The 24,904-nt window shown below is 62.6% G+C and carries 21 protein-coding genes and 1 tRNA gene; 9 read left to right on the forward strand and 13 right to left on the reverse strand.

Features of this window, described 5'->3' with window-relative positions; all coding sequences use genetic code 11:
• Positions 1-93: 93 nt before the first annotated feature.
• Both hpnE and ACK5NW_RS07800 read left to right on the forward strand, forming a co-directional pair.
• The gene (gene hpnE, locus ACK5NW_RS07795; protein WP_416926733.1) at positions 94-1,521 is read left to right on the forward strand and encodes a hydroxysqualene dehydroxylase HpnE; all 1,428 of its coding nucleotides are present in this window, start codon (positions 94-96) and stop codon (positions 1,519-1,521) included.
• Positions 1,522-1,543: 22 nt separating this feature from the next.
• Positions 1,544-1,617 (forward strand) — tRNA-Gly (locus ACK5NW_RS07800).
• A 52-nt stretch (positions 1,618-1,669) separates the two neighbouring features.
• Here the strand turns inward: ACK5NW_RS07800 and ACK5NW_RS07805 are convergent.
• The 8 genes from ACK5NW_RS07805 to ACK5NW_RS07840 all read right to left on the reverse strand — a co-directional run bounded on the left by ACK5NW_RS07805 (position 1,670) and on the right by ACK5NW_RS07840 (position 12,028).
• Complete coding sequence (locus ACK5NW_RS07805) at positions 1,670-3,256, reverse strand: acyl-CoA synthetase (RefSeq protein ID WP_416926735.1); 1,587 nt, start codon at positions 3,254-3,256, stop codon at positions 1,670-1,672.
• Between the two features lie 96 nt (positions 3,257-3,352).
• Positions 3,353-4,132 carry an enoyl-CoA hydratase/isomerase family protein gene (locus ACK5NW_RS07810; protein ID WP_416926737.1) on the reverse strand — a complete coding sequence of 260 codons (780 nt, stop codon included), beginning with the start codon at positions 4,130-4,132 and terminating at the stop codon, positions 3,353-3,355.
• Entirely contained in the window at positions 4,129-6,144 is a 2,016-nt protein-coding gene (locus ACK5NW_RS07815; RefSeq protein ID WP_416926739.1) for an acetyl-CoA carboxylase biotin carboxylase subunit, read from the reverse strand. The genes ACK5NW_RS07810 and ACK5NW_RS07815 overlap by 4 nt, the downstream gene beginning before the upstream one ends.
• Before the next feature lie 5 nt (positions 6,145-6,149).
• On the reverse strand, positions 6,150-7,304 hold the full coding sequence (locus ACK5NW_RS07820) for an acyl-CoA dehydrogenase family protein (RefSeq protein WP_416926741.1): 1,155 nt from the start codon (positions 7,302-7,304) through the stop codon (positions 6,150-6,152).
• 20 nt (positions 7,305-7,324) lie between these two features.
• Positions 7,325-8,944 (reverse strand): acyl-CoA carboxylase subunit beta, encoded by a 1,620-nt coding sequence (locus ACK5NW_RS07825; RefSeq protein WP_416926743.1) that lies wholly within the window; start codon positions 8,942-8,944, stop codon positions 7,325-7,327.
• A gap of 200 nt (positions 8,945-9,144) precedes the next feature.
• The gene (locus ACK5NW_RS07830) at positions 9,145-9,990 is read right to left on the reverse strand and encodes a phosphatidylglycerol lysyltransferase domain-containing protein (protein WP_416926745.1); all 846 of its coding nucleotides are present in this window, start codon (positions 9,988-9,990) and stop codon (positions 9,145-9,147) included.
• Between the two features lie 58 nt (positions 9,991-10,048).
• Positions 10,049-10,846 carry a TIGR03084 family metal-binding protein gene (locus tag ACK5NW_RS07835; protein WP_416926747.1) on the reverse strand — a complete coding sequence of 266 codons (798 nt, stop codon included), beginning with the start codon at positions 10,844-10,846 and terminating at the stop codon, positions 10,049-10,051.
• Positions 10,847-10,858: 12 nt separating this feature from the next.
• A complete protein-coding gene (locus ACK5NW_RS07840) occupies positions 10,859-12,028 on the reverse strand; it encodes an acyl-CoA dehydrogenase family protein (RefSeq protein ID WP_416926749.1) in 1,170 nt (389 codons plus the stop codon).
• A gap of 280 nt (positions 12,029-12,308) precedes the next feature.
• On the opposite strand from ACK5NW_RS07840, the gene ACK5NW_RS07845 reads away from it, so the two are divergent.
• Positions 12,309-14,108 carry an acyclic terpene utilization AtuA family protein gene (locus ACK5NW_RS07845; protein ID WP_416926751.1) on the forward strand — a complete coding sequence of 600 codons (1,800 nt, stop codon included), beginning with the start codon at positions 12,309-12,311 and terminating at the stop codon, positions 14,106-14,108.
• A gap of 35 nt (positions 14,109-14,143) precedes the next feature.
• On the opposite strand, the gene ACK5NW_RS07850 is transcribed toward ACK5NW_RS07845, so the two are convergent.
• Positions 14,144-14,986, reverse strand: coding sequence for a helix-turn-helix domain-containing protein (locus tag ACK5NW_RS07850; protein ID WP_416926753.1), 843 nt, complete (start codon positions 14,984-14,986; stop codon positions 14,144-14,146).
• A 144-nt stretch (positions 14,987-15,130) separates the two neighbouring features.
• The gene (locus tag ACK5NW_RS07855) at positions 15,131-15,841 is read right to left on the reverse strand and encodes an epoxyqueuosine reductase QueH (protein ID WP_416926755.1); all 711 of its coding nucleotides are present in this window, start codon (positions 15,839-15,841) and stop codon (positions 15,131-15,133) included.
• Between ACK5NW_RS07855 and ACK5NW_RS07860 the strand changes: the two genes are divergently transcribed.
• The 3 genes from ACK5NW_RS07860 (at position 15,840) to ACK5NW_RS07870 (ending at position 18,754) form a co-directional block, all read left to right on the forward strand.
• Positions 15,840-16,058, forward strand: coding sequence for a hypothetical protein (locus ACK5NW_RS07860; RefSeq protein WP_416926757.1), 219 nt, complete (start codon positions 15,840-15,842; stop codon positions 16,056-16,058). The genes ACK5NW_RS07855 and ACK5NW_RS07860 overlap by 2 nt on opposite strands.
• Complete coding sequence (ftsY, locus tag ACK5NW_RS07865) at positions 16,027-17,358, forward strand: signal recognition particle-docking protein FtsY (protein ID WP_416926759.1); 1,332 nt, start codon at positions 16,027-16,029, stop codon at positions 17,356-17,358. Before ACK5NW_RS07860 ends, ftsY begins: the two co-directional genes overlap by 32 nt.
• 304 nt (positions 17,359-17,662) lie before the next feature.
• The gene (locus ACK5NW_RS07870) at positions 17,663-18,754 is read left to right on the forward strand and encodes an NAD(P)/FAD-dependent oxidoreductase (protein WP_416926761.1); all 1,092 of its coding nucleotides are present in this window, start codon (positions 17,663-17,665) and stop codon (positions 18,752-18,754) included.
• Positions 18,755-18,894: 140 nt separating this feature from the next.
• Here ACK5NW_RS07870 and ACK5NW_RS07875 read toward each other — a convergent pair whose 3' ends face one another.
• On the reverse strand, positions 18,895-19,677 hold the full coding sequence (locus ACK5NW_RS07875) for a M48 family metallopeptidase (RefSeq protein ID WP_416926763.1): 783 nt from the start codon (positions 19,675-19,677) through the stop codon (positions 18,895-18,897).
• Positions 19,678-19,977: 300 nt separating this feature from the next.
• Here ACK5NW_RS07875 and ACK5NW_RS07880 point away from each other — a divergent pair, with 300 nt between their 5' ends.
• From ACK5NW_RS07880 to ACK5NW_RS07890, 3 genes are all read left to right on the forward strand, one after another.
• Positions 19,978-20,781, forward strand: coding sequence for a sulfite exporter TauE/SafE family protein (locus ACK5NW_RS07880; protein ID WP_416926765.1), 804 nt, complete (start codon positions 19,978-19,980; stop codon positions 20,779-20,781).
• Between the two features lie 127 nt (positions 20,782-20,908).
• On the forward strand, positions 20,909-21,817 hold the full coding sequence (locus ACK5NW_RS07885) for a CoA transferase (protein WP_416926767.1): 909 nt from the start codon (positions 20,909-20,911) through the stop codon (positions 21,815-21,817).
• 12 nt (positions 21,818-21,829) lie between these two features.
• Positions 21,830-23,299: an RNB domain-containing ribonuclease gene (locus ACK5NW_RS07890; protein WP_416926769.1), complete on the forward strand. Its 1,470-nt coding sequence runs from the start codon at positions 21,830-21,832 to the stop codon at positions 23,297-23,299.
• 83 nt (positions 23,300-23,382) lie between these two features.
• On the opposite strand, the gene ACK5NW_RS07895 is transcribed toward ACK5NW_RS07890, so the two are convergent.
• Positions 23,383-24,039, reverse strand: a complete 657-nt coding sequence (locus tag ACK5NW_RS07895; protein WP_416926771.1) for a DUF924 family protein — start codon at positions 24,037-24,039, stop codon at positions 23,383-23,385.
• Positions 24,040-24,298: 259 nt separating this feature from the next.
• Positions 24,299-24,727 (reverse strand): TOBE domain-containing protein, encoded by a 429-nt coding sequence (locus ACK5NW_RS07900; protein ID WP_416926773.1) that lies wholly within the window; start codon positions 24,725-24,727, stop codon positions 24,299-24,301.
• Between the last annotated feature and the right edge of the window lie 177 nt (positions 24,728-24,904).

Consider the following 24,904-nt stretch of genomic DNA (forward strand, 5'->3'; position numbering starts at 1 on the left):
GCAGCCATCAGGAGGGCCTGTAACCCATCAACTTGCTGCTATTACAAGAGGGTCATACGCAATAACCTCCTGCGCAAATAGCCTGAATTGTTTATGAAATTTTCATCCCCCGCCAACCCTCCGCGTGTAGCCGTCGTCGGCGCAGGCTGGGCCGGGCTGGCCGCTGCCGTGCAGGCGCATCAACTGGGCCACCAGGTCACGCTGCTTGAAGCCACACGCACGCCGGGCGGGCGGGCGCGCAGCGTCACCCTGCCGCTGCCCAACGGGCACACACTGCAAGCCGACAACGGCCAGCACATCCTGATCGGTGCCTACACCGACACCCTGCGGCTGATGCGCACCGGAGGGGCTGACCCTGCGCAATTACTGCAACGCTTGCCCCTGACCCTGCGTTACCCAGATGGATCAGGCCTGTCGCTGCCGCGCCTGCCTCGACCGCTGGACGCTGCGGTCGGCATTCTGGGCACGCGCGGCTGGCCCTTGCAAGATCGACTGACCTTGCTGCGCACCGCCATCGCATGGCGGCGCAACGGTTTTGCATGCGACCCGGCACTGACCGTGGCCGTGCTGTGCCAAACCCTGCCCACTGCGGTGCGGCACGACTTCATCGATCCACTGTGCGTGGCCGCCCTCAACACCCCGCCCGCCGAAGCCAGCGCCCAGGTGTTCTTGCGCGTGTTGCACGACGCCCTGCTCGGCCCACCCGGCAGCGCCGATCTGCTGCTGCCCCGCACCGAACTGGGCGCGCTGTGGCCCGAACCGGCCATACGCTGGCTGCAAGCTGAAGGTGTCCAGGTTCGTTGGGGCTCGCGCATCGATGCGCTGCATGCTCATGCCGGGCAATCGGCACACGCCCACGCCGGGCGGTGGCAAATCGGCAGTGAAATTTTTGACCGCGTGGTACTGGCGGTTCCCGCCCACACCGCCGCCCGCATCGCTGCCGCCAGCAACGCGCCTGACAGCACCAGTGCCGCCGCGCTGCAACGCTGGTCGGCACAAGCGGCCGCACTGCACCACGAAGCCATTGCCACCGTGTATGCACTGGTAGCGGATCCAGGGCCGGATCTGACGCCGCATCACCCCTCGGGACAGCCCTGGCCCACCCCTATGCTGGCGCTGCGCGCGGACGGCAGCGCGCAGGCCCCTGCGCAATTCGTGTTTGACCGCAGCGCCCTGCTGTCCCAGGCCGCGACAGGCACACCAGCCCACAACGCAACCGCCGCCAATACCCCTCACCACCGCCTGCTCGCCTTCGTCATCAGCGCCGCGCGTGACCGCGCGGCAGCACTTGAAGCGGGTGTGACGGCGCAGGCCCGCGCGCAACTTGGACTGGTCGTCACGCCACTGCGCACCATCGTGGAAAAGCGCGCTACCTTTGCCTGCACCCCCGGCTTGCAACGCCCACCCATGCAAGTGGCACCCGGTCTGCTGGCCTGTGGCGACTTCATCGACGGCCCCTACCCCGCCACGCTGGAAGGTGCTGTGCGCAGTGGCCTGCAAGCCGCTGAAGCGCTCCGCTAGAATTCGCACTCACCACCGGCACGCGGGTGTAGTTCAATGGTAGAACGGCAGCTTCCCAAGCTGCATACGAGGGTTCGATTCCCTTCACCCGCTCCATCTCAAGCGGTCATGGCCCCGAGATCAGGCTTGACTGTCGCACCCCATCCACTCAGGCCGCTGACTCCCGCAGTTTGTATTTGAGAATTTTTCCGGTCGGGTTGCGCGGCAGGGTGTCGACAATGCGCAGTTGCTTGGGCACCTTGTAGCGCGCCAAACGCTGGCTGGTGAAATCGCGCAGCTCATCCAGCGTCAGGCTGGTGCCGGGCTTGAGCGCCACCACGGCCACCACGGCTTCGCCCCATTGCGCATCAGGGCTGCCGACCACCGCCACTTCGGCCACGGACGGGTGTTCGTACAACGCGCTTTCTACCTCGGCGGGGTAGACGTTTTCGCCGCCGCTGATGATCATGTCCTTGACCCGGTCGCAGATGTAGAAGAAGCCCTGCTCGTCAAAGTAGCCCACGTCGCCGGTGCGAAACCAGTGGTCATCGCTGAAGGCATGCCGTGTGGCATTGGGTTGGTTCCAGTAGCCGCGGGTGACGTTCATGCCGCGCACGCAGACCTCGCCGCGCTCTTGCGGGGTGTCTACCACCCGCCCGTCTGCAGCCACGATGCGCACGTCGGTCAGCAGTGGGGAGACACCGACCGAGCCGATCTTGCTGGCCGCCCAGTCAGATGACAGCGCCGTGGCCATGGCCGCCGTCTCAGTCAAACCGTAGCCCTGCTGCACCAAAATGCCGCGCTGATCCATGAGTTTGAGCAGCGGCTCCGGGCAAGGCGCGCCGCCGCACATGATGAAGCGCACCGTGGAAGTGTCGGCAGTGGCAAAGTCCGCGTGCTGGCTGATGAACAGCAGCATGGCAGGCACGACGAACAGCGTGCTGACCTTGTGGCGGGCTATGTCGCGCAAAGCCAGGGCCGGATCAAAACTGCGGTGCAAGACGATGTGCGCCCCCTTGAGGAAGGTGGTCAACGTGAGTACGTTCAGCGCGCCAATGTGGAAGATAGGCGCAAAAGTGAGCAGCACATCGTTTGGCCGCATGTCGAGCATGACCAGCTCGCTCACGTGGTTCCACCAGAAGTTGCCTGCGGTGAGCATCGCACCCTTGGGACGACCCGTGGTACCCGAGGTGTACATGATGAGCGCCACGTCGTCCTGGTGCGGTTGATGCGCCTGACGCACCGGCGTGGCGGCGGCCATGGCCGCCTCGGCAGAGGGCCAGCGAACGGCGTCCTCAGCTTCATCAAAGGCGCACAGGTAACGCGAGCAGGTAAGCTGCGCGCGCACTGCCTCGATGACGGCCATATGGTCTTTGTCGACGATGAGGGTGTGCACCCCTGCGTCGTTGATGATGTATTCAAATTCCGGGCCTGCCAGGCGGAAATTCAGCGGCACGTAGATGGCACCGATCTTTGAACATGCAAACAACGTGACAAAGAACATGGGGTGGTTGAAACCCAGGTAAGCCACGCGCGATCCGGCTTGCACGCCGCCGGCCAGCAAGGCACCGGCCATGTGGTCGATGCGATCGAGCATGTCGGCGTAAGTCCAGGTGTTGCCCTCAAAAGTCAGCGCCTTGCGCTGCCCGTCGCGCAGCGCGCGCTCGGTGAACCATTGGCCCATGCCGATCTTGGGCAGGGGTGCCGCCACGCCGCCAAAACCATCGGTCATCACAGGTGAATCTGTTGTACGCATCTTGTCTCCTGACTTTCTATTGGCTGTCTATTGGCACGCCAATCGGGGGCGATTTTGTGCCGACGCTTATCAACCGGTGCTGGTGCCAAGCGCGCGTCAGCGCCCGGTCCAGGCCGGCTTGCGGCGCTCGTTGAAGGCGGCCAGTCCTTCCTTGGCGTCTTCGGTCATGGCCAGCAGAGCGATCTGGCTTTCGGTGTAGGCCATGGCCTGGTCGAAAGACATGGCGTCGATCGCCCGCATGGCGTACTTTCCCCGGCGGATCGCGGTGGGCGATTTATCCACCAAACGCGCCACCAGCCACTCTGTTTTGGCGTCAAGTTCGGCTGCAGGCACCACGTAGTTCAACAAACCCGCGGTCAAAGCGTCCTGCGCAGTCACCGGCTCACCCGTCAATGCCCATTCGCGCATCAGGCGGCGCGGCATCAGGTCTTTGAGCAGGCTAAGCACCTGCATGGGAAACACGCCCACTTTGACTTCAGGCAGGCCGAACAGGGCGTGATCGGCCGCAACCGCCATGTCCACCATGCACAGCAGCCCCATGCCACCAGCCATGCAGGTGCCGTTGACGCGGGCAATGATGGGCAAGGTGGCGTTTTGCGCATCGCGCATCAAATCGGCGTAGTCGACACTGGGTTTTGAAAAATCAAACGCAAAGCCTTTACCCGGTTGCAAATCGCCACCAGCACAGAATGCCTTGTCGCCCGCAGCGGTGAGGACGATGGCCTGCACCTCAGGGTCGGCGTGGGCCTGACGGATGCCCTGGCGCATGGCGGCGATCACGCCCGCATGCAGGGCGTTGCGCTTGTCAGGACGATTGATGGTGATCCAGAACGCCGGGCCACGGCGTTCAAGCAACACTTCCTGCGACTCGGTCATGACGGCTCCTTGCCCTGTTCGGCGGCGGGCACTTCGATTTCGGCCAGCACACGCCGCAGCGTGACCTGCTCGCCCACACCCACGCCCACCGCGCTGACCCGGCCGCTGACCGGGGCCAGGTGGACGTGTTCCATCTTCATGGCCTCCAGCGTCACCACCGGCTGGCCCGCTTCGACCTGATCGCCTTCGGCCACCAGCACGGCCACCACGCGGCCATTCATCGACGCACGCACCTTGCCATCACCACCGCTGTCGCTGGCGCGTTCACTGGCGCTGCGCGTGTGGTCGTACACGGTCGTCGGCTGACCGCGGTAGTGCATCAACAACTGCGGTCCATCGCGCAGAAACACGGCGCTTTCCATCACACCGTCGAACACCACACGCGCCTGGTTCGGCATGATTTCCACCAATTCAACGGCATGCTGACGACCATCGATCTGGATATCGAAATGATGCGCTCCACTCTGCGTCAACTGAACGTTGTGCTTGGCACCGCCCATATCCAGCCGCATGCCCATAGGCAGCGCATGCGCCAAGCGGCGCAGGCCAGCGCGCGTCGGTTGCTGGTTGGCGGTTTCAAACAACAGCAGAGCTGCGAGCGCCACGGCGCGCTCACTGGTGACGGCATCCACCTGCAACAGATCATCCTGGTGGCGAGCAATGAAGGCAGTGGTGGCATCGCCCGCCGCAAATACCGGGTGGCGCAGACAACTGCCCAGAAACACCTGGTTGGTGGCCACGCCCAGGGCCACCGTCTGGTGCAGGCCCAGCAGCAGACGGCGGCGCGCCTCGTCGCGGGTGTCGCCGTGGGCGATGATCTTGGCGATCATCGAGTCGTAGTACGGCGGAATATCGGCACCAGAGCGCAGCGCCTGCTCCACCCGCAGCGGCTCGACCGCGTGCCAAAGCAGCATGGTGCCGCTTTGGGGCATGAAGCCCTTGCCCACGTCTTCGGCGCACAGACGCACTTCGATGGCATGTCCTTGAAAGCAGACATCTTCCTGCCGCAGCGGCAGCGGCTCGCCTGCAGCCACACGCAATTGCAGCTCCACCAGATCGAGGCCCGTGATGGCCTCGGTGACCGGGTGTTCGACTTGCAAGCGGGTGTTCATCTCCATAAAGAAAAAGTTGCCCTCCTGGTCGAGCAAAAATTCCAGCGTGCCCGCACCTTCGTAGCCAATGGCTTTGACCGCAGCCACCGCAGTGGCCCCCATACGCTCGCGCAACGCGGCATCCACGGCCGGTGACGGCGCTTCTTCGATCACCTTCTGGTGGCGCCGCTGTACCGAACAGTCGCGCTCGCCCAGATGGATGGCGTTGCCATGGCGGTCAGCAAAAATCTGAATTTCGATATGGCGCGGCTCCATGATGGCCCGCTCCAGAATCACCTCGGGGTCGCCAAAGGCGTTTTGCGCCTCAGACTGCGCGCTGCGCAGCAGATCAGGAAACTCTTTGGCCGTGTGCACCAGGCGCATGCCGCGACCACCGCCCCCTGCGGTAGCCTTGATCATCACGGGAAAGCCCACGCGCCCGGCCTCGGCCAACAGACGCTCTTCGCTTTGGTCTTCGCCCTGATAGCCGGGAATGCAGGGCACACCAGCGTCCATCATGAGCTTCTTGGCCCCTGCCTTGTGGCCCATGGCAATGATGGCCTCGGGCGATGGGCCGATGAACACCAGGCCAGCCTCCCGGCAGGCCCGCGCAAAGTCTTCGTTTTCAGCCAAAAATCCATAGCCTGGGTGCACGGCGTCGGCACCGGTCAGCCGCGCGGCCTCGATGATGGCGTCGATGCGCAGGTAGGACTGCGCGGGTAATGGCTCGCCGATGCAGACGGCCTGATCGGCCTCTTGCACGTGGCGGGCACCGGCGTCGGCCGTGGAATAAACCGCTACGGTCTGGTAGCCCATGGCCCGTGCGCTGCGCAGCACGCGCAGGGCGATCTCGCCACGGTTGGCCACCAGGATTTTTTGAAAAGGCGTGGATGCACTCATGTCGGTCAGCATGTCGGTCATAAAGTTCAGGCGGTCTTGGGAAAGATGCCCATGTTTTTGCACAAAATCTGGAGCATGACCTCATCCGCACCGCCACCAATCGAAGGCAGGCGCATGTCTCTGTACAGGCGCGAGATCAGGCTTTCTTTCACGAACCCCATGCCACCCCAGTACTGCAAGCAACCATCGGTCACCTGACGCACCAGGCGGCCCGCCTTCAGCTTGGCCATGGTGGCGATGTGCGTGGCGTCTTGCTTGGCCACCACCATCTGTACGCCGCGCCAGGCCAGGGTGCGCACGGCTTCGACGTCGGCCTGAAATTCAGCCAGCTTGAAGTGCACCAACTGGTTGTCCAGCAGTGGACGACCAAACACCTGACGATCGCGCGTGTAGTCGATGGTGATGTCGATGGCGCGCTGGGCAAAAGCGGTGGAGTTCAGCGCACCCCAAAGGCGCTCGATCTGAAACTGTTCCATCTGGTAGATGAAGCCCATGCCTTCTTCGCCGATGCGGTAGCGCTGCGGCACGCGCACTTGATCAAAAAACAACTGCGCGGTGTCGGACGAATCCATGCCGATCTTGCGCAGCTTCTTGGCCACCTCAACCCCTTTGGTTTTCATCGGCACGACGATCAACGACTTGTTTTTGTGCGTCGATCCATCGGAGGTATTGGCCAGCACGCAGCAAAAGTCGGCCTGGGTGCCGTTGGTGGTCCACATCTTGCCGCCGTTGATGATGTAGTCGCCTCCGTCCTTGCGGGCCGTGGTCTTGATGGAGGCCACGTCGGAGCCGCTGCCCACTTCGGACACGCCCAGACAACCCACGTATTCACCCGCGATGGCCGGAGCCAAAAATTCGGCTCGCAGCTCGGCACTGCCACGCTCGGCCAAAGCTGGCGTACACATGTCGGTCTGCACGCCGATGGCCATGGGAATGCCGCCGCAGTTGATCTGCGCCAGCTCTTCAGCCAGCAGGGCACCGTAGGAATAGTCCAGGCCCATACCGCCGTCTTCAACCGGTTTGTTCAGGCCCAGCAGGCCCAACGCACCCATTTGGCGAAACAACTCGTGGGCAGGAAAGATCTCGGCCGCTTCCCATTCATCCACGTGGGGGTTGACCTTTTCGGCGATCCAGCGCCGGATGGTGGCGCGCACCTGCTCATGTTCGTGTGTGAATTGCATGATCAAATCTCTTTGCTGCCCTAAGGACGTGCCACAGAAAATTGCATGGCCTGGGGCTGGCGGGCTGCGGCTTCGCGGCAAACGGCCAGCACGTTGGCCAGCACTGCACGGGTATCGCGCGGATCAATCACGCCATCGTCCAGCAACTGGGCGCTGGTGGTGAAGACACTCATTTGGCGGTCAAAACGCTCGATGATGTTTTGCTTGAGCGCATCGATCTTGGCCTGATCGACCTCGCCTTTGCGGCGCATGGCCGCCTCGGTGACGATAGCCATGGTTTGCGCGGCCTGCTCACCACCCATGACGGCCGTCTTGGCGTTGGGCCATGAAAAGCAAAAGCGTGGATGAAAGCCGCGGCCGCACATGCCGTAGTTGCCTGCACCGAACGATGCCCCACAGTAGATCGTGATCTGCGGCACAGTGGCGTTGGTGACGGCTTGAATCATCTTGGAGCCGTGCTTGATGATGCCGCCCTCTTCATAAGCCTTGCCCACCACAAAGCCGGTGGTGTTGTTCAGGTAAAGAATGGGCGTTTTTGATTGGCAACAAGCCTGGATGAAGTGCGTGGCTTTGGTCGCCCCGGCCGGATCGATGGGGCCGTTGTTGGTGATGATGCCAAGCGGCCAGCCCTCGACCTTGATATGGCCGCACACGGTGGCGCTGCCGTAGTTTTCACCAAACTCCAGAAATTCAGAGTCGTCCGCAATGCGGGCAATCACCTCTTTCATGTTGACCGGGCGCTTGTGATCCATGGGCATGATGCCCAGCAGCTCCTCGCTGTCGTAGCGGGGCGGCTTGAAGACGCGCGGCGCATCGACAGGCATACCGTGGTTCCAGTCGATCTGCCCCATCACCTCGCGGGCGATACGCAGCGCGTCGCGGTCGTCTTCGGCCAAATAGTCACCCAGGCCCGAAATAGCGGTGTGCATGACCGCCCCGCCCAGCTCTTCTTCCGTCGCCACCTCTCCTGTTGCGGCCTTGAGCAGCGGCGGGCCTGCCAAGAAGGCACGGGAACGCCCCCGCACCAAAATGATGTAGTCTGACAGGCCGGTCTGGTACGCGCCCCCCGCCGTGGACGAGCCATGCGTGACGGTGACCACCGGCAGGCCCGCCGCTGACAGGCGGGCCAGATTGCGAAAGCTGTTGCCGCCACGCACAAAGTCTTCGACCCGATAGGCCATCAGGTTGGCCCCTGCACTTTCGACCAACTGGACGTAGGGCAGCTTGTTGTCCAGCGCCAGCTCCTGCGCACGCAGCAGCTTGTCCAGACCCATGGGTTGCAAGGCACCAGCATCAATGCCCGAGTCCGATGTCAGCACCATGCAGCGGATGCCGCTGACAAAGCCAATGCCGGTAATCACCCCGCCGCCCGGCACGCTCTTGTCCAGATCGGGGTTGTCCAGACCCAGGCCGGCCAGCGAAGACAACTCAAGAAAGGGCGCGCCAGGATCCAGCAACAGCGACAGACGCTCGCGCGGCAGCATCTGGCCACGCTTTTCAAAGCGCGCGCGCGAAGCGGCCGACTTCTGGTGCGTGCGCGCCTCGTACAGCCGGACACGTTCCAGCAAGGCCAGCATGCCATCGCGGTTGTCGCGATAGGCATCGCTGGCAACGGACAGGGAAGACTCGATATTTGCCATGGTGTACTCGTTGAATTCGTTCGGTTGATTCGTTCGGTGCAGCAACGCGCCATGGCGCTACAGCCGCACGGGGTATCTGTGCCTAAACCGGATGCCCGGTGTTTCACCCATCCTAGACAGCTCTACCCTGCCTTGTCTTGCGCAAATTGGCTGTGGGCATGCAAACTGTCCCTGGACACCCGCACTCAAGGCACGGGCTTTCAACCACGCGCCACAACACGGCACTTTTCAAGCAGCGCCGCAGGCTGGTAGGACTGCTTGGTCTGGCGAAAGTTGGGCAAGCCCAAATCTTGCTCAAAATTGAGCCACTGTGCATCGGTATGCGCCACGCAGAAGTGGTGGAACATGTACTGCGCCAGCCCCTTGTAACCGCTCAGGCTTTTGTGCCCACCAAGGCTCTTGGCAAAACGCATGGCATAAACGCCGGGCTGCAAAACCTCGGCCAGCACAAAACCACCCGGCACGCCGTCCACCAGGTAGCCGAACCCGGTCAGCCCCAGCGCCTGGGCCTCGGCCAGGGCTTCGCGGCAGGGCAGCTCGTCAGCGCCATCTGTGGGCTGGTTCTTTTCGTGCATCCAGGCGGCCAGCACGGTCAATGCCTGCGTTTGCCATTCGTGGCCGTAGGGCTGCGCCTGTACCACATGGTCGCGCAGCAATTGCCGCATGAGGTTGCGTTTTTTGTTCAGCAGCGCGCCGCGGTAATGGCGAAAGTGATCAGCCGGATAAAGGTAGTCGGCATCGTCACGGCGGGCCGTGTGCCGGTAGCGCGCCGGATCCAGCCGCAAAGCCCGCTCCAACGGCACCGGGTAAAGGCAATCGTGTCGGGCCAGCAAAGTATCAATCACCTCGACCGGTGCCTGATCGACAGCAAACAGCGGCATGGCATGGTGGGCACCATCGTAGGTGTGGCCACTGATCCAAGGCCAGGGGCCGTCGTGAAAGCGGTAGCGGTGCTCGCGCCGGAACAGCCAAAGATTGGCAAAAGCGTATTCGGACAAACAGCGCTCGCCCGCGCCTTCGGCCAGCACCCGGATGAGCGCGCTCACCCTCGCAGCGTGCGCCCGCTCCAGTGGCGGGGCATCGGCTTTCCCCGTCAACGCACACTCACAGCGCCGGGCGCTGCCCTGGTGCCGGGCCGTCGGCTGCAGGGCCTGCAAAACACTGGGCCAATTGCGTCCACTGCTCAGCCGCATCGCCCGCCCACTCCAGCCGCGTATCTGCCCGGTGGCGGCGCTGGGTCACCAACAGACAAAAATCTTGCAGGCTGCCACGCACATAGTCGGTGGCCGACGGATTACCCCAGACCTGCACACTGCCATCAGGCCCGGTCAGCTCGACATAGGGCTGTACCTCGGGCACTGGCAATTTGCGGTTGACGAAAGTCCAACCGAAAGTGCTTACCCCAATGTGGGCAATGGCCTTGAGCCGGTGGCTGCCTGCACGCGGGCGACGCATCACGTCCCAAATGTCTTGCCCGTGCGCCCAGGTTTCCATCAGCCGCGCGGTGGCAAAGGATTTGGCGCTCATGGTTGGGCCATACCAGTTCAGCCGCGCCTTCGGCTCCTGCCGGGCCAGCGCCTCAACCAGCAGCTCAAAGGCACCGCGCCAGCGCTCCAACAAGGCTGCACCGTCCAGATCGCCAAACGTCGCGCGCGCCACAGCGCTGATCTGTCCGCCCGAAGCCATCAGCTGGCCCAGCACCTTGGCATCCGCCATAAAGGCTTGCGGATCGTTGATCGACTGCAAAGCAGTCTGGTCGAAGTAGCACAGGTGCGCCACCTCGTCCCAGGGTGTCCAGCCATAAAAATCAGTCTCTCGACGCCAGTCACCGGGGTTGAGCGTGGCGCAAAAATCGGCCAGATCGCGGTATTCGTCCAGCAGGTCGCGGCAGGTGTCTTGCATGACGGCGGGCCCTCAAATCCCCAGCTGGCGGGCAGACAAATCTTTCATGATCTCTTCCGAGCCGCCGCCAATCATCATGACCTTGGCCTCGCGGTAAATGCGCTCGCTGCGGGTGCCGCGCATAAAGCCCATGCCGCCCAGAATCTGCACCGCCTGGTCAGCGCAATACTGCATGGCCTGCGTTGACAGCACCTTCGCCATGCAGGTGCGGGCCACCAGTTGGTTGGCATCGCCCACGTGCTCGCGCAAGCGCCAGGCCAGGTCATAAACCAGGCTGCGCGCCGCATCGATGCGGGCGTACATGTCCATCAACTTGTGGCGAATCACCTGACGCTCAGACAAGCTCATGCCAAAGGTTTTGCGCTCGCGCGCCCATTCAACGGCTTCTTCCAGGCAAACCTGGGCATAGGCGCAAGACTGCGCCGACATGCCCAGACGTTCGCTGTTGAAGTTGTTCATGAACACCTTGAATCCGTGGTTTTCGGCACCCAGCAAGTGGCTGACCGGCACCCGCACGTTGTCAAAGCGCAAATGGGCCGTGTCAGACGCCCACCAGCCCATTTTCTTGAGCACGCTGCGCGTCAGTCCAGCCGCCTGGCCATCCACCAGCAGGGCAGAGATACCGGCCGGCCCCTTGCTCGCTGGCTCGGTACGCACCGCCACCGTGATGTAGTCAGCCCGCATGCCGGAGGTGATGAACACCTTCTCACCATTGAGCACGTAGTGATCGCCGTCGCGCACCGCCGTGGTCTTGAGTGCGGCCACGTCAGAGCCGCCTCCCGGTTCGGTCACGGCCAGCGCCGCAATCTTCTCGCCACTCAACACCTGGGGAATCACGCGCTGCTTCAGCTCAGCGCTGCCGTGGGCGGCCACCGGCGGCAGGCCGATGGTGTGCGACAGCAGCGAGGCCACCACGCCGCCCGCGCCACAGCGGGCCATCTCCTCAGAGACGATCAGGTGGTAAAAAACATCAGCGGGCGTACCGCCGTAAGCCTCATCATAGCCCACCCCAAAAATGCCCAGATCAGCCGCCTTGCGGTACAGCTCGCGCGGGAAGGTCTCAGCCTCGTCCCAATCGTTGACAAAAGGCGTGATCTCCTTGGCCACAAAGTCGCGCAAAGCAGCGCGAAAGGCATCGTGCTCAGACGTGAAATAGTGGGGTGCGGATGGAAAGTCAAACATGGCAGTCTCAGGTTAGCCGAACGGCACGTGGCTCGCCGTCAATTGAGGGATACAGGCGCAGCAATTTGCGGGCCATTCTAGGATCGGACGGCTGTCCATGGCTTGTGTCGAGTGGCTGTTGCGTCGCAATTTGCACCCATGGTGCCAGATCGATTTGCCCTCATCCATTTCCCGTTCAACGTCGCCGCATGCACTCCTGAAACCAGCCACTTGCCGCAAGCCACCAGGGATTGACTGCTGCTACGCTGGCCGGGCAACACCATTCAACATGGAGACCAGCATGGCTCAACAAAACAAAATCGTCCGCATTGGCGGGGCCTCAGGATTCTGGGGGGACAGCATGGTGGGTGCATCCCAGCTCGTCAATTCCGGGCAGATCGATTACCTCGTATTCGATTACCTGGCCGAGACGACCATGGCCATTTTGGCCGCTGCGCGCAGCAAACGCCCTGAGATGGGTTACGCCACCGACTTTGTGGACATTGCCATGAAGGGTGTGCTGCCCGAGGTGATGCGGCGCGGCATCAAGGTCGTGGCCAACGCGGGCGGCATCAATCCGCAAGGCTGCGCCGATGCGCTCAAAGCGATGGCAGCCACGCTGGGTTTGAATCCGCGCGTTGCCGTGGTGCTGGGTGATGACATCAGCGCCCAGATGCCGCGCCTGCGCCAGCAGGGCGCGCGCGACATGTTCACCGGCGAGGCCCTGCCCGAAAAAATCATCAGCGCCAATGCCTACCTGGGTGCCTTTCCGGTGGCGCAAGCGCTGGCCACCGGTGCTGACATCGTCATCACCGGACGCGGCGTCGACAGTGCCGCCACCTTAGGCCCGCTGATTCACGAATTCGGCTGGACGCCAGACGATCTGAACGCACTGGCTGGCGGCAGCCTGGGCGGCCACATCATCGAATGCGGCTGCCAGGCCACTGGCGGTCTGCACACCGACTGGCTGAGCGTGCCAGACTGGGCCAACATCGGCTACCCGATCATCGAATGCCACCGCGATGGCAGCTTTGATGTGACCAAGCCCGCAGGCACTGGCGGTTTGATCGCCCGCGCGGCCGTGGCCGAGCAGTTGCTCTACGAAATTGGCGATCCTGGTGCTTATCTGCTGCCCGATGTGGCCTGCGACTTCCGCTCGGTCGCCATCGAACAGATAGATGCTGATCGGGTACGGGTCAGCGGCACCCTGGGCCGCCCGCCCACCGACAGCTACAAAGTGTCGGCCACGCAACTGGACGGCTACCGCTGCGCTGGGGCCATGGTGATCATTGGCATCGACGCGGCCGCCAAGGCCCAGCGCACTGGCGAGGCAGTGATCGCCCGCACACGGCAAATCCTGAAGTCGCTGGGCATGCCCGACTACACCAGCGCCAACGTCACCCTGTTCGGCGCAGAAACGCTGTACGGACCACACGCCCGCATTAGCAACTCGCGCGAGGTGATGGTGCGCATCTCTGTCACGCATCCGACAAAGCAGGCACTGGAGATTTTTGCGCGCGAAATTGCGCCTTCTGGCACGTCCTGGTCGCCCGGCACCACCGGCCCCAGCAGCGGGCGACCCAGCGTATCGCCCAACATCAAACCGCTGTCGCTGCTGGTGAAAAAAAACGAGGTGCCCGTGAGTGTGGTGATTGACGGCCAGTCATCGCCCGTCGCCATCGCAGTGGGTACTGGCAGCGCCGAGCCACCCGCCCCGCTGGCTCCCACCCCCTGGACCGACGACGCTGACCCCACCGTCGAGGTACCGCTGATACGCCTGGCCTGGGCGCGCAGCGGCGACAAGGGCGACATCTCCAACATTGGCGTCATCGCCCGCGATCCAGCCTGGATGCCGCTGATCTGGGTAAGGCTGACGCCCGATGCCATCAAGGGTTATTTCGCCCATCTGGTCAAGGGCGAAGTTCGCCGCTTTTACCTGCCAGGCATCCACGCCATGAACATCACCATGGGCGACGCACTGGACGGCGGCGGCCCCGCCTCCAGCCGCATGGATCCGCTGGGCAAGGGCATGGGACAAATGCTGTTGGACATGCCAGTGCGCGTGCCAGCGGCACTGGCCAAAGAACTCGCGGCAAGCTGAGAGACAGGTAGTCTGTGATCAATGCGCCAGCGCGCTCACGGATTGAGACCGCGCTGCGCCACCGGCTGCGGCGCGCCAATCACCCTGAGCTTGCGTGAGCCGGCAAAAATGTCTTTGGGCTTGAGGCCGTAAACCTGCCGGATGGAATGGCTGAAGTGGGTGGAGTCTGGATACCCTGCACACAGCGCCACGTCGGTCAGGGTAGTGTGCTGATCGACCACATGGTGCAGCAGACTGCGGGCACGCTTCCAGGCGCGAAAGCTGCGGAACGACACGCCCACCTCGCTTTTGAACAGATGCAAAAAGCGCGAAAACGACAAGTGCACCTGCGCTGCACAGTCCTGGGCCAGCGCCTGGCTGGCAGGGGCGCTGCGAATGCGCTCAAGCACTTTGGCAATGCGTGGATCAACGCTGCGACTGGGCAAGGCAGCGCCAAACACCAGTTGGTCAAAATCGAACATCGGCGCATCAGCCCGTTGTCCGTTGCGCATCAGTGCCTGGTGGCAGCGCAGCGCGCGCGCGCGAAAGTCTTCGGCTGCCAACAAGCCGCTGCCTTGACGCAGCATGGCGGGTAGGCCAGCGCCGTCCACTGATTCGGGTTCAACGTGGATCACGGCGATCTGCCTTGCATCGCACGCAATACGGTGACTCACGTAAGGCTGCACGATGGCCACGTGTCCGGTCTGCCATTGACCACCTTCGACACTGATTTGCACTGGCGCATCCAGCGCCACATAAAGCGATATGGCCCCAATGCTGCGGGCTGACGGCACGCCCAGCAAGCCCACGTAAAACACCCGGTCCGGGGTGACCCACATCACCCGCTCGGTGCGGTCGATGTGGCGCATGGGGCCGGCACGGTCATGGTCAACACGCATCTTTATCTCCTGATATTCAGCGCTGTGTCAGCTGGGCTGTACATCACCGCATGGTTTTCGTACCAGTGTAAGCAGAGAACGCTTCCTGGTTTGGCCCCCTATGACGCTCAGTGGACAGCCGACGTGTCAAATTCTGACACCCCTTCAGGAATCAATCGGTTTGAGAGAGTCTTTGGGTTTTTCTTGCGTGCTGGCTGCCTCGCCGTAAAACTGCACTCCCAGCTCGATGCGCGGCCGACCTGAGGCCACACGATGGCGGTTGGTGTCGCGCAGGGAGTAAACACAGCCGCAGTATTCCTGCTGATAAAAGCTTTCGCGCTTGCTGATTTCGATCATGCGCGCCGAGCCACCGCCCTTGCGCCAGTTGTAGTCCCAGTACATCAGGCCCGGATAGCGCGAGGCGGCGCGCACGCCGCATTCATTGATTTGCTGCATGTTCTTCCAGCGCGAAATGCCCAACGAACTGGTGATGACGGCAAAACCATGCTCGTGCGCATACAGCGCCGTGCGCTCAAAGCGCATGTCAAAACACATGGTGCAGCGAACGCCACGCTCGGGTTCGTTTTCCATGCCCTTGGCACGTGCGAACCAGTTGTCGCGGTCATAGTCGGCGTCGATAAACGGCACGCCAAACTTTTCGGCAAAGCGAATGTTCTCGTTCTTGCGCAGCTCGTATTCCTTGAGCGGATGGATGTTGGGGTTGTAGAAAAAGATGGTGTAGTCAATGCCCGAGGCCAGCATGGCCTCCATCACCTCGCCCGAGCAGGGCGCGCAGCACGAATGCAGCAGCACCTTACTGTGTCCGCCGGGCAGCGGCAAGGGCTTGCGGTCTGTAGGATTGGCAGGGTGGGTCATGCAGCAGATTTTCGCAAAACTGGCGCAGCCCGATGACGAACCTGTTTTGTACAAAAAAAATCAACCGCCACCAAAGCCCCTCGAAGATCAGAACGCCTCGCTTGTGATCGCCTTGCTTTTTCGAGCAATTTTTGGATCAATAATCAACCAGCGCGTCTGTTACCCCACACCCACTGGTCTATTTCATGTTCAGTTTCTTCCGCCGCAAAAAAAATAGCGAACCCGCGCCTGAAGCGGTCAACCCGCCCCCCCCTCTGCCGTCTGACAGCACTCCTGCGGCCCGTACCGATGAGGCCCCCGATGCACTGCCCGCATGGTCTGACGACGAGCTGGCCGCCCAGGCCCTGGCCGCCGCACCAGAAGCTTCGCCTCCACCCGAAAAAGCTATAAAAACAATAGCTTCAAACGAAGAATCTGTAAGCGACTACATCGCCTTGAATTCTGAAGTCTCTGTCGTCATGCCCGCTGAGGTCGGCACCGCACCTGCCGCCAGCAAGGCCACTGAAGCGCCGGAACGCCCTGCACCCACTGTCACGCCCGAGCACATCGAACCTGCGCATGCTGAACCTGAACACACTGCGCCTGAACATATCGAATCGCCCAGCCGCAGCGGCTGGCTGGGCAAGCTGACCACCGGACTGCGCCGCACCGGCAGCAGCATCACCACGGTATTTACCGGTGCCAAGATCGACGAAGCGCTGTACGAAGACTTGGAAACCGCCCTGCTGCTGGCCGACACCGGCGTGGCCGCGACCGAATTTCTGCTGCACGACCTGCGCCGCCGCGTCAAAGACCAGCGCGCCAGTCAGCCCGCACAGGTCAAGACGCTGCTGCAAGACGCCATTGCCGACATGCTCGCGCCGCTGGAGCAGACCTTGCAAGTGGGCGTGTACCACCCCACCGTCATCATGGTGGCGGGGGTCAACGGCGCGGGTAAAACCACCAGCATTGGCAAGCTCACCAAGCATCTGGCCGACGCCGGGGCCAGCGTGCTGCTGGCCGCTGCCGACACTTTTCGCGCCGCCGCGCGTGAGCAACTGGCCGTCTGGGCCGACCGCAACCAGGTCGAAATCATCAGCCAGCAAGGTGCTGACCCGTCTGCCGTCAGCTTTGACGCCGTGGCCGCAGGCCGCGCGCGCAGCAAGGACGTGGTGCTGATCGACACCGCAGGCCGCCTGCCCACACAAAAACACCTGATGGAAGAGCTGACCAAAATCCGCCGCGTGGTCACCAAAGCCGACTTCACCGCCCCGCACGAAGTGCTGCTGGTGATCGACGGCAACACCGGCCAGAACGCGCTGGCGCAGGTCAAGGCGTTTGACGAATCGGCCCAGCTCACGGGCCTGATCGTCACCAAACTGGACGGCACCGCCAAAGGCGGCGTGCTGTGCGCCATTGCGCGCGAATACGCCAGCCGCAAGCAACCGCTGGCGGTGTACTTTGTGGGCGTAGGCGAAAAGCTGGAAGACCTGCAAACCTTCAAGGCACGCGAATTTGCGCAGGCGCTGGTGGGTTGAAGCACAAACTGAAACATGGCCACCTGTTCAGTTGGCAACGAAAACCACCATAAACGCATGCATACAAAGCGACAATAGCTATTTTTACAATAGCAAAACATTGCCTCGCAAACACTCCATTCAGCGGCTCGCTTCATGCGGCGGCTGCTTTTTACAACCGATTGCAAAACCCATCACACCGCATGCGGCCTGCTGCGGCAGCCGCATGCACCCGCACCTAAGCGACGTAAACCCCCGGTTCTGACCGCACCTCCGCTCCGGCTGTGCGGCCAGCACCTACTGCCATGCCAAGTACACTCGCGCCATGACCGTGAACCCTTCCCGGAAACACTTGGTGCTGCTGGGCGCTGGACGTGCGCACATGCAGGTACTCAACAGCCTTGCCAAACAAGGCACGGGTGGCATGGACGTCACCCTGGTGGCTCCCCACCCCTATTACATTGAATCCAGCATGCTGCCCGCTTATATGTCGGGCGACTACATGCTGGAAGACATCCGCATCGCGCTCGACCAACTGGTAGAAGCCAGCGGCGTGGGCTTTGCCCCCGCGCACGTGCTGGCGCTGGACCCTGCCAACCGGCGCGTGCAACTGTCCAGCGGCGACGCCCTGCCCTACGACGTGCTGTCGATCGACGTTGAGCCGATCATCGACCGCGACCAGCTCGAAGCCCAGGTGCCCGGCGCACGCCAAAACGCACTGTTCACCCATCCGCAAGAAGCTTTTGTGCAACTGTGGCCGCAATTGCAGGCGCTGGCGCGCGAGCGTGCGTTGCAGGTGGCCGTGATGGGCCACGGCCTGCCTGCAGCCGAACTGGCGCTGGCCGCCGCCCACACACTGGCCGCGCCCCACGGCAGCCGCGTCACCCTGCTGGCAGGCCAAGCGCAGCTGCTGGACGACCAGCCCCCTGCCTTGCAGCGCCGCCTGCTGGCCCGGCTGAAGAACCTGGGCGTCACCGTGCTGCAAGACCACTGCACCCAAATGGATGGGCGGGCGCTGCAACTGGCCAGCGGTGCCAGCTTAGTGTGCGATGCCCCGCTGATGGTGGCCGATGCCAGCCTGCCCACCTGGCTGCTGCAATCGGGCCTGGATCTAAACGAAGCGGGCATCCCCGTGCTCAATGAACGCCTGCAAAGCGACAGCCACCGGCAGGTGTTCATGGCCCCTGCCAATGCATCGTCTGAAGCCGGTGTGGCGTTGGAGGCCAACCTGCGCACCGCCATCCACGGCGGCGCATTTCGCAAGGTGCCGGTCGAATCCCCGCGCCTGAAAGTAGTGCCCTGCGGCAATGGCCACGCCATTGCCGTGTGGGGGCCGCTCAGCCTGGAAGGCCGCGAAGTCTGGAGCTGGAAAGACCGGCGCGACCGGCGTTTGCTGCAAGCGCTGTTTGCGCCCTGAAGTCCGAAGTTTGAAATCTCTTTTACGCAGCCCGAAAAATCCTTGGCCCCATCAGCATAAAAAAAGCTGCTGACGCTTATTTTAAAAGCGCCAGCAGCTCACTTTTTTGAAGCGCTATCACAGCGCTTGAACTCACCCCCTCAACCGCCCGCAGCGATCTTCTCGCGCATGCGGTCGGCGCGCGCCGCCGAATCCGGGTGGCTCGACAGCATGGCGTCTACCGTGCTTTGCTTGCCGCTGATTTTGGCCAGTTTGCGAAAGGCCGACTCCATGGCCTTCTGGTCGTAGCCATGCTTTTTCATGAAGGCCAGACCGTAATCATCGGACGCCGTTTCCTGACTTTGCGAAAACTGGCTATTGAGCAGGTTTTCGCCAAACGCACCCAATTCCGACGCCGACAACGCACCGGCCACGCCGCCCGCAGACGACGCCGCCTTGCGACCTGCCGAGGCCATGTAGGCTGTGCGCGTGGCCGACAGGGCGTGGCCCAGCTTGACGTGGCCAATCTCGTGGCCAATGATGCCCAGCAGCTCCTGGTCGGTCATCATGTCCATGATGCCGCTGTAAAAGCGGATCGATCCATCGGGCGTGGCGTTGGCGTTGATATCCTTGGTGATGTAGACCTTGAAGTTCAGTGTCAAACCGTCTTCGTTCAGGTGCTTGCGCGTCAACTTGGCCAGGCGCTTGGCGTATTTGCTGGACGACGAGGCCACGCTCATTTGCTTGTCTTCAGCCTTGCGAAATGCCAAGCTGGTGCTTTTCAGTTCGTCATCGGACACCGTGGCGGACTTGTACACATCCATCGCCGCGCCCACTTGCAAATCGGTTGAGCTGCTGCCCAGCACCGACTTGCCACCCGTGGCGCTGCAACCGGCCAGCACAGCCGCAGAAAAAACCGCCAAGGCGGCGTACTTGAATTTCATGAAAGGCTCCCTTTCCTCTTTCAGGATGGTCAATAAAAATGAATGCTTGGCCTCGTGCAGGCCGCCTGATGACAACTGATTCAACCTGATGTATCTCCAGTCTGCCGGGCACTCGATGGTAACTCGATACAACATGAAGTAAGCATTTATATTTGAACGCCCACACCGGCTTTCGCACTGACCTGATGGCGACACCAGACCCAGCGGCACGACTGCGCAAGCCCCATATAACTCTTCGCTATAAACAATCCACAAATTATTCGTTCCAGTTGACAAGCAAGCCGCCTACAGTCGCGCTCCATGGATTCTTGGGCATTCGTTCTGGCCGGTTTTTTTGTCGGCGGCATTGTGGGCATGACCGGCGTGGGCGGTGGCTCGCTGATGACGCCGCTGCTGATCTTCTTTTTTGGCGTCAAACCCCATCTGGCCGTAGGCACCGATTTGCTGTTTGCCGCCGTTACCAAGGCCGGTGGCTCCATCAGTCTGGCACGGCGCGGGCTGGTGGACTGGCCCATCGTTGGGCTGATGGCCGCAGGCAGCGTACCCGCATCGCTGCTCACGCTGTGGGGTATTCAACAGCGCGGTGCAGCCGATGCGGCTGTGCAGCATTTGATGACCAGCGTGCTGGGCGCGGCCCTGCTGCTGACGGCGGTGGCCACGCTGTACAAGGCGCTGGTCCGTCCATCCCCATCACGCCCACTGCCCACCAATGTCGGCGCAGCAACTGCACAGCCCGCCACACGCCCAATGCACAGGGCTTTGCCGCTGTTGCTGGGTGCGGTGATCGGGGCGCTGGTCACGCTGACCTCGGTCGGGGCCGGGGCCATTGGCGTAGTAGTGCTGATGTGGCTGTACCCGCGCCTGCCATTGCCCCGCGTCGTCGGCGCGGACATCGCCCACGCCGTGCCGTTGACCTTAGTGGCCGGGTTGGGCCATGCCAGCATCGGCTCGGTCAACTGGCCCCTGCTGGGGTGGTTGCTGCTGGGTTCGCTGCCCGGCATCTGGCTGGGCAGTCGTCTGATGAGCCACACGCCCGAACGCCTGGTGCGCGCCCTGTTGGCAGGGCTGCTGGGCTATGCGGGGCTGAAGCTGGTGATGCTTTGAAATAAAACTTGTGCTCCAAACGCTGGAGCAACTCTGCGCCTCACGCCGTCAGATTAAAATTTAAAAAATCAGCCTCTAGCGCTGCATATTCAAGCGCGATCAGCTATTTATTCAGGAGCAACTGAACATGACCACCGCCACCCGTTTTTCGCCCCTGCGGGGCACACGCATTGTCAGCCTGGCGCTCAATCTGCCCGGTCCCGCAGCACTACTGCGCCTGCGTGAGCTGGGCGCGCGCTGCCTGAAGGTGGAGCCGCCCGGCCCGGCCACCACAGCTGCGGGCCGCCCCATTTCAGGCGACCCCATGGGGCAATACAACATCGGGGCCTATACCGAGCTGCACCAGGGCATCCGCGTGCTGGTGGCCGACTTGAAAACCGAGCGCGGCCAGGCCAAGTTGGCCAAAGAGCTGGCTGCCGCCGATGTGCTGCTGACCTCGTTCCGCCCTTCTGCACTCACCAAGCTGGGGCTGGGCTGGAAAACTTTGCACCGCGCTTATCCGCAACTGTCGCTGGTCGAAATTGTGGGCGCACCGGGCGAGCGGGCCGAAGAGCCGGGCCACGATCTGACTTACCTGGCCGAGGCGGGCTTGGTCACTGGCACCGAAATGCCCCCCTCGCTGCTGGCCGACATGGGCGGCGCACTGATGGCGACCGAAGCCACACTGGCCTGCCTGCTGCAAGCGCGCAGCAGTGGCAAGGGGCTGCACCGGCAAGTGGCCTTGTCCAGCGCCGCCGAATGGCTGGCCACGCCGCGCCGCTGGGGCTTGACCTTGCCCAGCGGCGCAGTGGGCGGTGCCCACGCGGGCTACCGGGTGTACGCCTGCAAAGACGGCCGCGTGGCCCTGGCCGCGCTGGAGCCGCACTTTGCCCGCAGCCTGTTCAAAGTGGTCGGCCTGCCAGCACCTGACGCGCGCGCACCCTTCGCGCCTGAAGCGCGCACCGCCATCGCCGCCTGGGCCGCCAGCAAAACCCGCAAGCAACTGGATGCACTGGCCGCCACGCACGACATTCCGCTGTACACCTTGGCGCGCTGAAGGCCATCCGTCATGCGCCAGCCGCTGCATCCGCACCAAAAAGAAGAGCTGGCCGACCTGGCCGTGACCGCCATGCACGAGCGGGGCCTGGCCCCCACGTTCTCGCGCGAGGCCTTGGCACAACTGACCGACATGGACGAAGCCAGCCACGAGGACAACACCAGCGTGGCCGACCTGACCGGGCTGCTGTGGTGCTCGATCGACAACGACGATTCGCGCGATCTGGATCAGCTCAGCGTCAGCCAAGTGCTGCCGGATGGCGCGGTGCGCATTCTGGTGGCCATTGCTGACGTCGACACCCTGGTGACCAAAGATTCACCGATCGACCACCACGCGCAAATCAACACCACCAGCGTCTACACCTCGGCACGCATCTTCCCCATGCTGCCCGAAAAGCTGTCCACCGACTTGACCTCGCTCAACCCCGGCGTGGCGCGACTGGCGCTGGTGACCGACATGGTGTTCGCGCCGGATGGAACGCTGTTGCGCAGCCACATTCAGCGCGCCCGCGTGCACAACAAGGCCCAACTGGCTTACGACGCCGTGTCGGCCTGGTTGACCGGCGACGGCCCGCTGCCCGAAGCTGCCGACCGCGTGCCGGGCATGGACGCACAGTTGCGCACGCAAGACTCGGTCGCACAACAATTGCGCGCCCGGCGGCACGAACAAGGGGCGCTGGAATTCCAAACCTTTCAACCCAAAGCCGTGTTCGACGGCGATCAAGTCGTCGACATCGTGCAGCAGCCGCAAAACCGCGCGCACCAGATCATTGAGGAATTCATGGTCGCCACCAACGGCGTGGCAGCACGTTTTTTGGCAGGCAAACGGCGCGCCAGTCTGCGCCGTGTGGTGCGCTCGCCCGAGCGCTGGGCGCGCATCATGCAAGTGGCCGCCGAGCACGGCGTCGCGCTGCCCACCGAACCTGATTCAGCCGCGCTGGAGCAATTTTTAGCCACCGAACGGCGGTGCGACCCACTGCGCTTTCCCGATCTGTCGCTCACCATCGTCAAGCTCATGGGGCGGGGCGAATACGTGGTGGAAACACCCGGCGGCGCAAAACTGGGCCACTTTGGTCTGGCAGTGCGCGACTATGCGCATTCCACCGCGCCCAACCGCCGCTACCCCGACCTCATCACCAGCCGCCTGCTCAAAGCCGCGCTGGCTGATGCCAAAACGCCCTACTCCCCCACCGAACTGACGTTCCTGGCCAACCACTGCACCCAGCAGGAAGACGCGGCCAACAAGGTCGAGCGGCAAATGCGCAAATCAGAAGCCGCCATGCTGCTGGAGGCCCGCGTGGGCGAGCACTTCGACGGCATAGTCACCGGTCAGGCCAAAGGCAACACCTGGGTGCGCATCTTTGCGCCGCCTGCCGAAGGCCGCCTGCTGCCCCATGGCACGGTAGAAGTGGGCGACAAGGTGCGCGTGAAATTGCTGTCCACCCACGTGGAGCGCGGCTATATCGATTTTGAGCAGATGTAGCAGCCAATAATGCTATATTATAAATAGCTATGAATGCTGAATGAACCTGCACAAAAGGTTAATTTGACATCTGAAATTACGACCTAAAATCCGGCCCCCGGCTGCGCCAGATACTCGCGCTCTTCATCCGTATTGGCGCGGCCCAGCACGGCGTTGCGGTGCGGAAAGCGGCCAAAACGGTGGATCACGTCGCGGTGACGCTCGGCGTAGTCCAGGTTGCCATCCAGCAGCGCCTGCACTGGCTCAGGCACATCCTTGTGTTGTGCGTCGCTTTGCAGGGCGGAAAAGCGCGCCACGCTTTCGTCCTGCGCAGCCTGCTCTTCGCTGTGCTCCAGCGGCAGCAAGGCGAAGGGGCGCGCCAGCCAGCACAACTCGCGCTCCCAGCCGCGCGCCAGACCTTCAGCAGCCAGTGCGCGGGCGGCAGCGTCACCGGCAAAGCTGCGCGCATCGCCACGCAAAGTGTTGCGGGTGAACTGGTCCAGCACCACGATCAGCGCCAGCCAGCCCAGTGGCTCGCTGGCCCATTCGTTCAATTGCCCGGCCAGCGCGGCATCGATGGTGGCACCAAAGCGCTGGCGAATTTGCTCGTCAAACACGTCTGACTTGGTGAACCATTGACTTTTCAGCGCCAGCGCGGCTTCGTCAGTAGGCGGGCTGGCACCGAACCAGAAGGTCAGCACATCTTGCGGCGTAGCCACGCTGGCTGTAAGTGTGGTTGGGGGTAGATCAGATGTGGTCATGACAAAACAACGGGTACGGACAGCACCCTACTCTATCTTCTGTTGCGAAACAAAATCACGCCCGCTGGCCCTGAGAGCGTGTTCAAAGTCTCAGCGTGAGGGGTGTGGGATGCGGATCGGGATGGGCTGCAAGACGCAAACCGCAGCGATACCTGGCGGTATCGCGAGTATTTGCAACGCAGCAGACCGCCCGGGGCCGCGCCCACACACCCGTGCTGAGACTTTGAACACGCTCTAAAGCACCAGGCCGCAAGATGGTTCAGGCTGCAACGCCCAAAATTACGCTTGATGCCTTGATCAAGGCCGTAGCCGGTTTGCCCGCTACCAGGCCCAGTTTGTCGGCGCTTTCTTTGGTCACGATGGCCGCCACCTGGACGCCACCCGACAGATCAATCACCACCTCACTGTTGACGGCACCAGGCACCACCTTACTCACCGTGCCTTGCAAGCTGTTGCGGGCTGAAAAGCGCATCCCCTGCAAATCGCTGGCGACGATCACCGACGAGGCTTTGACCAGCGCCAACGCGTTCACACCGGGTTTCAAGCCCAGTGCCTCGCTGCTGTGCCGCGTGATCACCGCCACCAGCGTCTGGCCACCAGGCAGCGTCAGCTCGACCTCATCGTTGACAACACCTTGTGTGACACGGGTGACTTTTCCTTGGTACTGATTGCGGGCACTGGTTTGCATGAAAGTTCTCCTTGGTATGAAAGTGCAAACTTTATTTTGACCGATTCTGGCGTAACCCTAGATCCGGCCGTTGGACGCATCCGCTGGTGCTGTGATCGGCGTGCCAGGCAAGGCGCGAGGACGCTGCGGACTTGCTGCCCGCAAGGACGAGCAACGCCGCATGGCGCGGCGAGCGCA

It is taken from the genome of Ottowia sp. (assembly GCF_047975795.1).
GTDB lineage: Bacteria > Pseudomonadota > Gammaproteobacteria > Burkholderiales > Burkholderiaceae_C > Ottowia.

Coding starts and splice junctions, on each gene's coding strand:
- ACK5NW_RS07845 (WP_416926751.1), top strand. CDS start 12,309: ATGGCTCAACAAAACAAAATCGTCCGCATTGGCGGGGCCTCAGGATTC.
- ACK5NW_RS07825 (WP_416926743.1), bottom strand. CDS start 8,944: ATGGCAAATATCGAGTCTTCCCTGTCCGTTGCCAGCGATGCCTATCGC.
- ACK5NW_RS07860 (WP_416926757.1), top strand. CDS start 15,840: ATGCAGCAGATTTTCGCAAAACTGGCGCAGCCCGATGACGAACCTGTT.
- ACK5NW_RS07880 (WP_416926765.1), top strand. CDS start 19,978: ATGGATTCTTGGGCATTCGTTCTGGCCGGTTTTTTTGTCGGCGGCATT.
- ftsY (WP_416926759.1), top strand. CDS start 16,027: ATGTTCAGTTTCTTCCGCCGCAAAAAAAATAGCGAACCCGCGCCTGAA.
- ACK5NW_RS07840 (WP_416926749.1), bottom strand. CDS start 12,028: ATGTTTGACTTTCCATCCGCACCCCACTATTTCACGTCTGAGCACGAT.
- ACK5NW_RS07875 (WP_416926763.1), bottom strand. CDS start 19,677: ATGAAATTCAAGTACGCCGCCTTGGCGGTTTTTTCTGCGGCTGTGCTG.
- ACK5NW_RS07815 (WP_416926739.1), bottom strand. CDS start 6,144: ATGACCGACATGCTGACCGACATGAGTGCATCCACGCCTTTTCAAAAA.
- ACK5NW_RS07885 (WP_416926767.1), top strand. CDS start 20,909: ATGACCACCGCCACCCGTTTTTCGCCCCTGCGGGGCACACGCATTGTC.
- ACK5NW_RS07835 (WP_416926747.1), bottom strand. CDS start 10,846: ATGCAAGACACCTGCCGCGACCTGCTGGACGAATACCGCGATCTGGCC.
- hpnE (WP_416926733.1), top strand. CDS start 94: ATGAAATTTTCATCCCCCGCCAACCCTCCGCGTGTAGCCGTCGTCGGC.
- ACK5NW_RS07890 (WP_416926769.1), top strand. CDS start 21,830: ATGCGCCAGCCGCTGCATCCGCACCAAAAAGAAGAGCTGGCCGACCTG.
- ACK5NW_RS07870 (WP_416926761.1), top strand. CDS start 17,663: ATGACCGTGAACCCTTCCCGGAAACACTTGGTGCTGCTGGGCGCTGGA.
- ACK5NW_RS07855 (WP_416926755.1), bottom strand. CDS start 15,841: ATGACCCACCCTGCCAATCCTACAGACCGCAAGCCCTTGCCGCTGCCC.
- ACK5NW_RS07850 (WP_416926753.1), bottom strand. CDS start 14,986: ATGCGTGTTGACCATGACCGTGCCGGCCCCATGCGCCACATCGACCGC.
- ACK5NW_RS07820 (WP_416926741.1), bottom strand. CDS start 7,304: ATGCAATTCACACACGAACATGAGCAGGTGCGCGCCACCATCCGGCGC.
- ACK5NW_RS07805 (WP_416926735.1), bottom strand. CDS start 3,256: ATGCGTACAACAGATTCACCTGTGATGACCGATGGTTTTGGCGGCGTG.
- ACK5NW_RS07900 (WP_416926773.1), bottom strand. CDS start 24,727: ATGCAAACCAGTGCCCGCAATCAGTACCAAGGAAAAGTCACCCGTGTC.
- ACK5NW_RS07810 (WP_416926737.1), bottom strand. CDS start 4,132: ATGACCGAGTCGCAGGAAGTGTTGCTTGAACGCCGTGGCCCGGCGTTC.
- ACK5NW_RS07895 (WP_416926771.1), bottom strand. CDS start 24,039: ATGACCACATCTGATCTACCCCCAACCACACTTACAGCCAGCGTGGCT.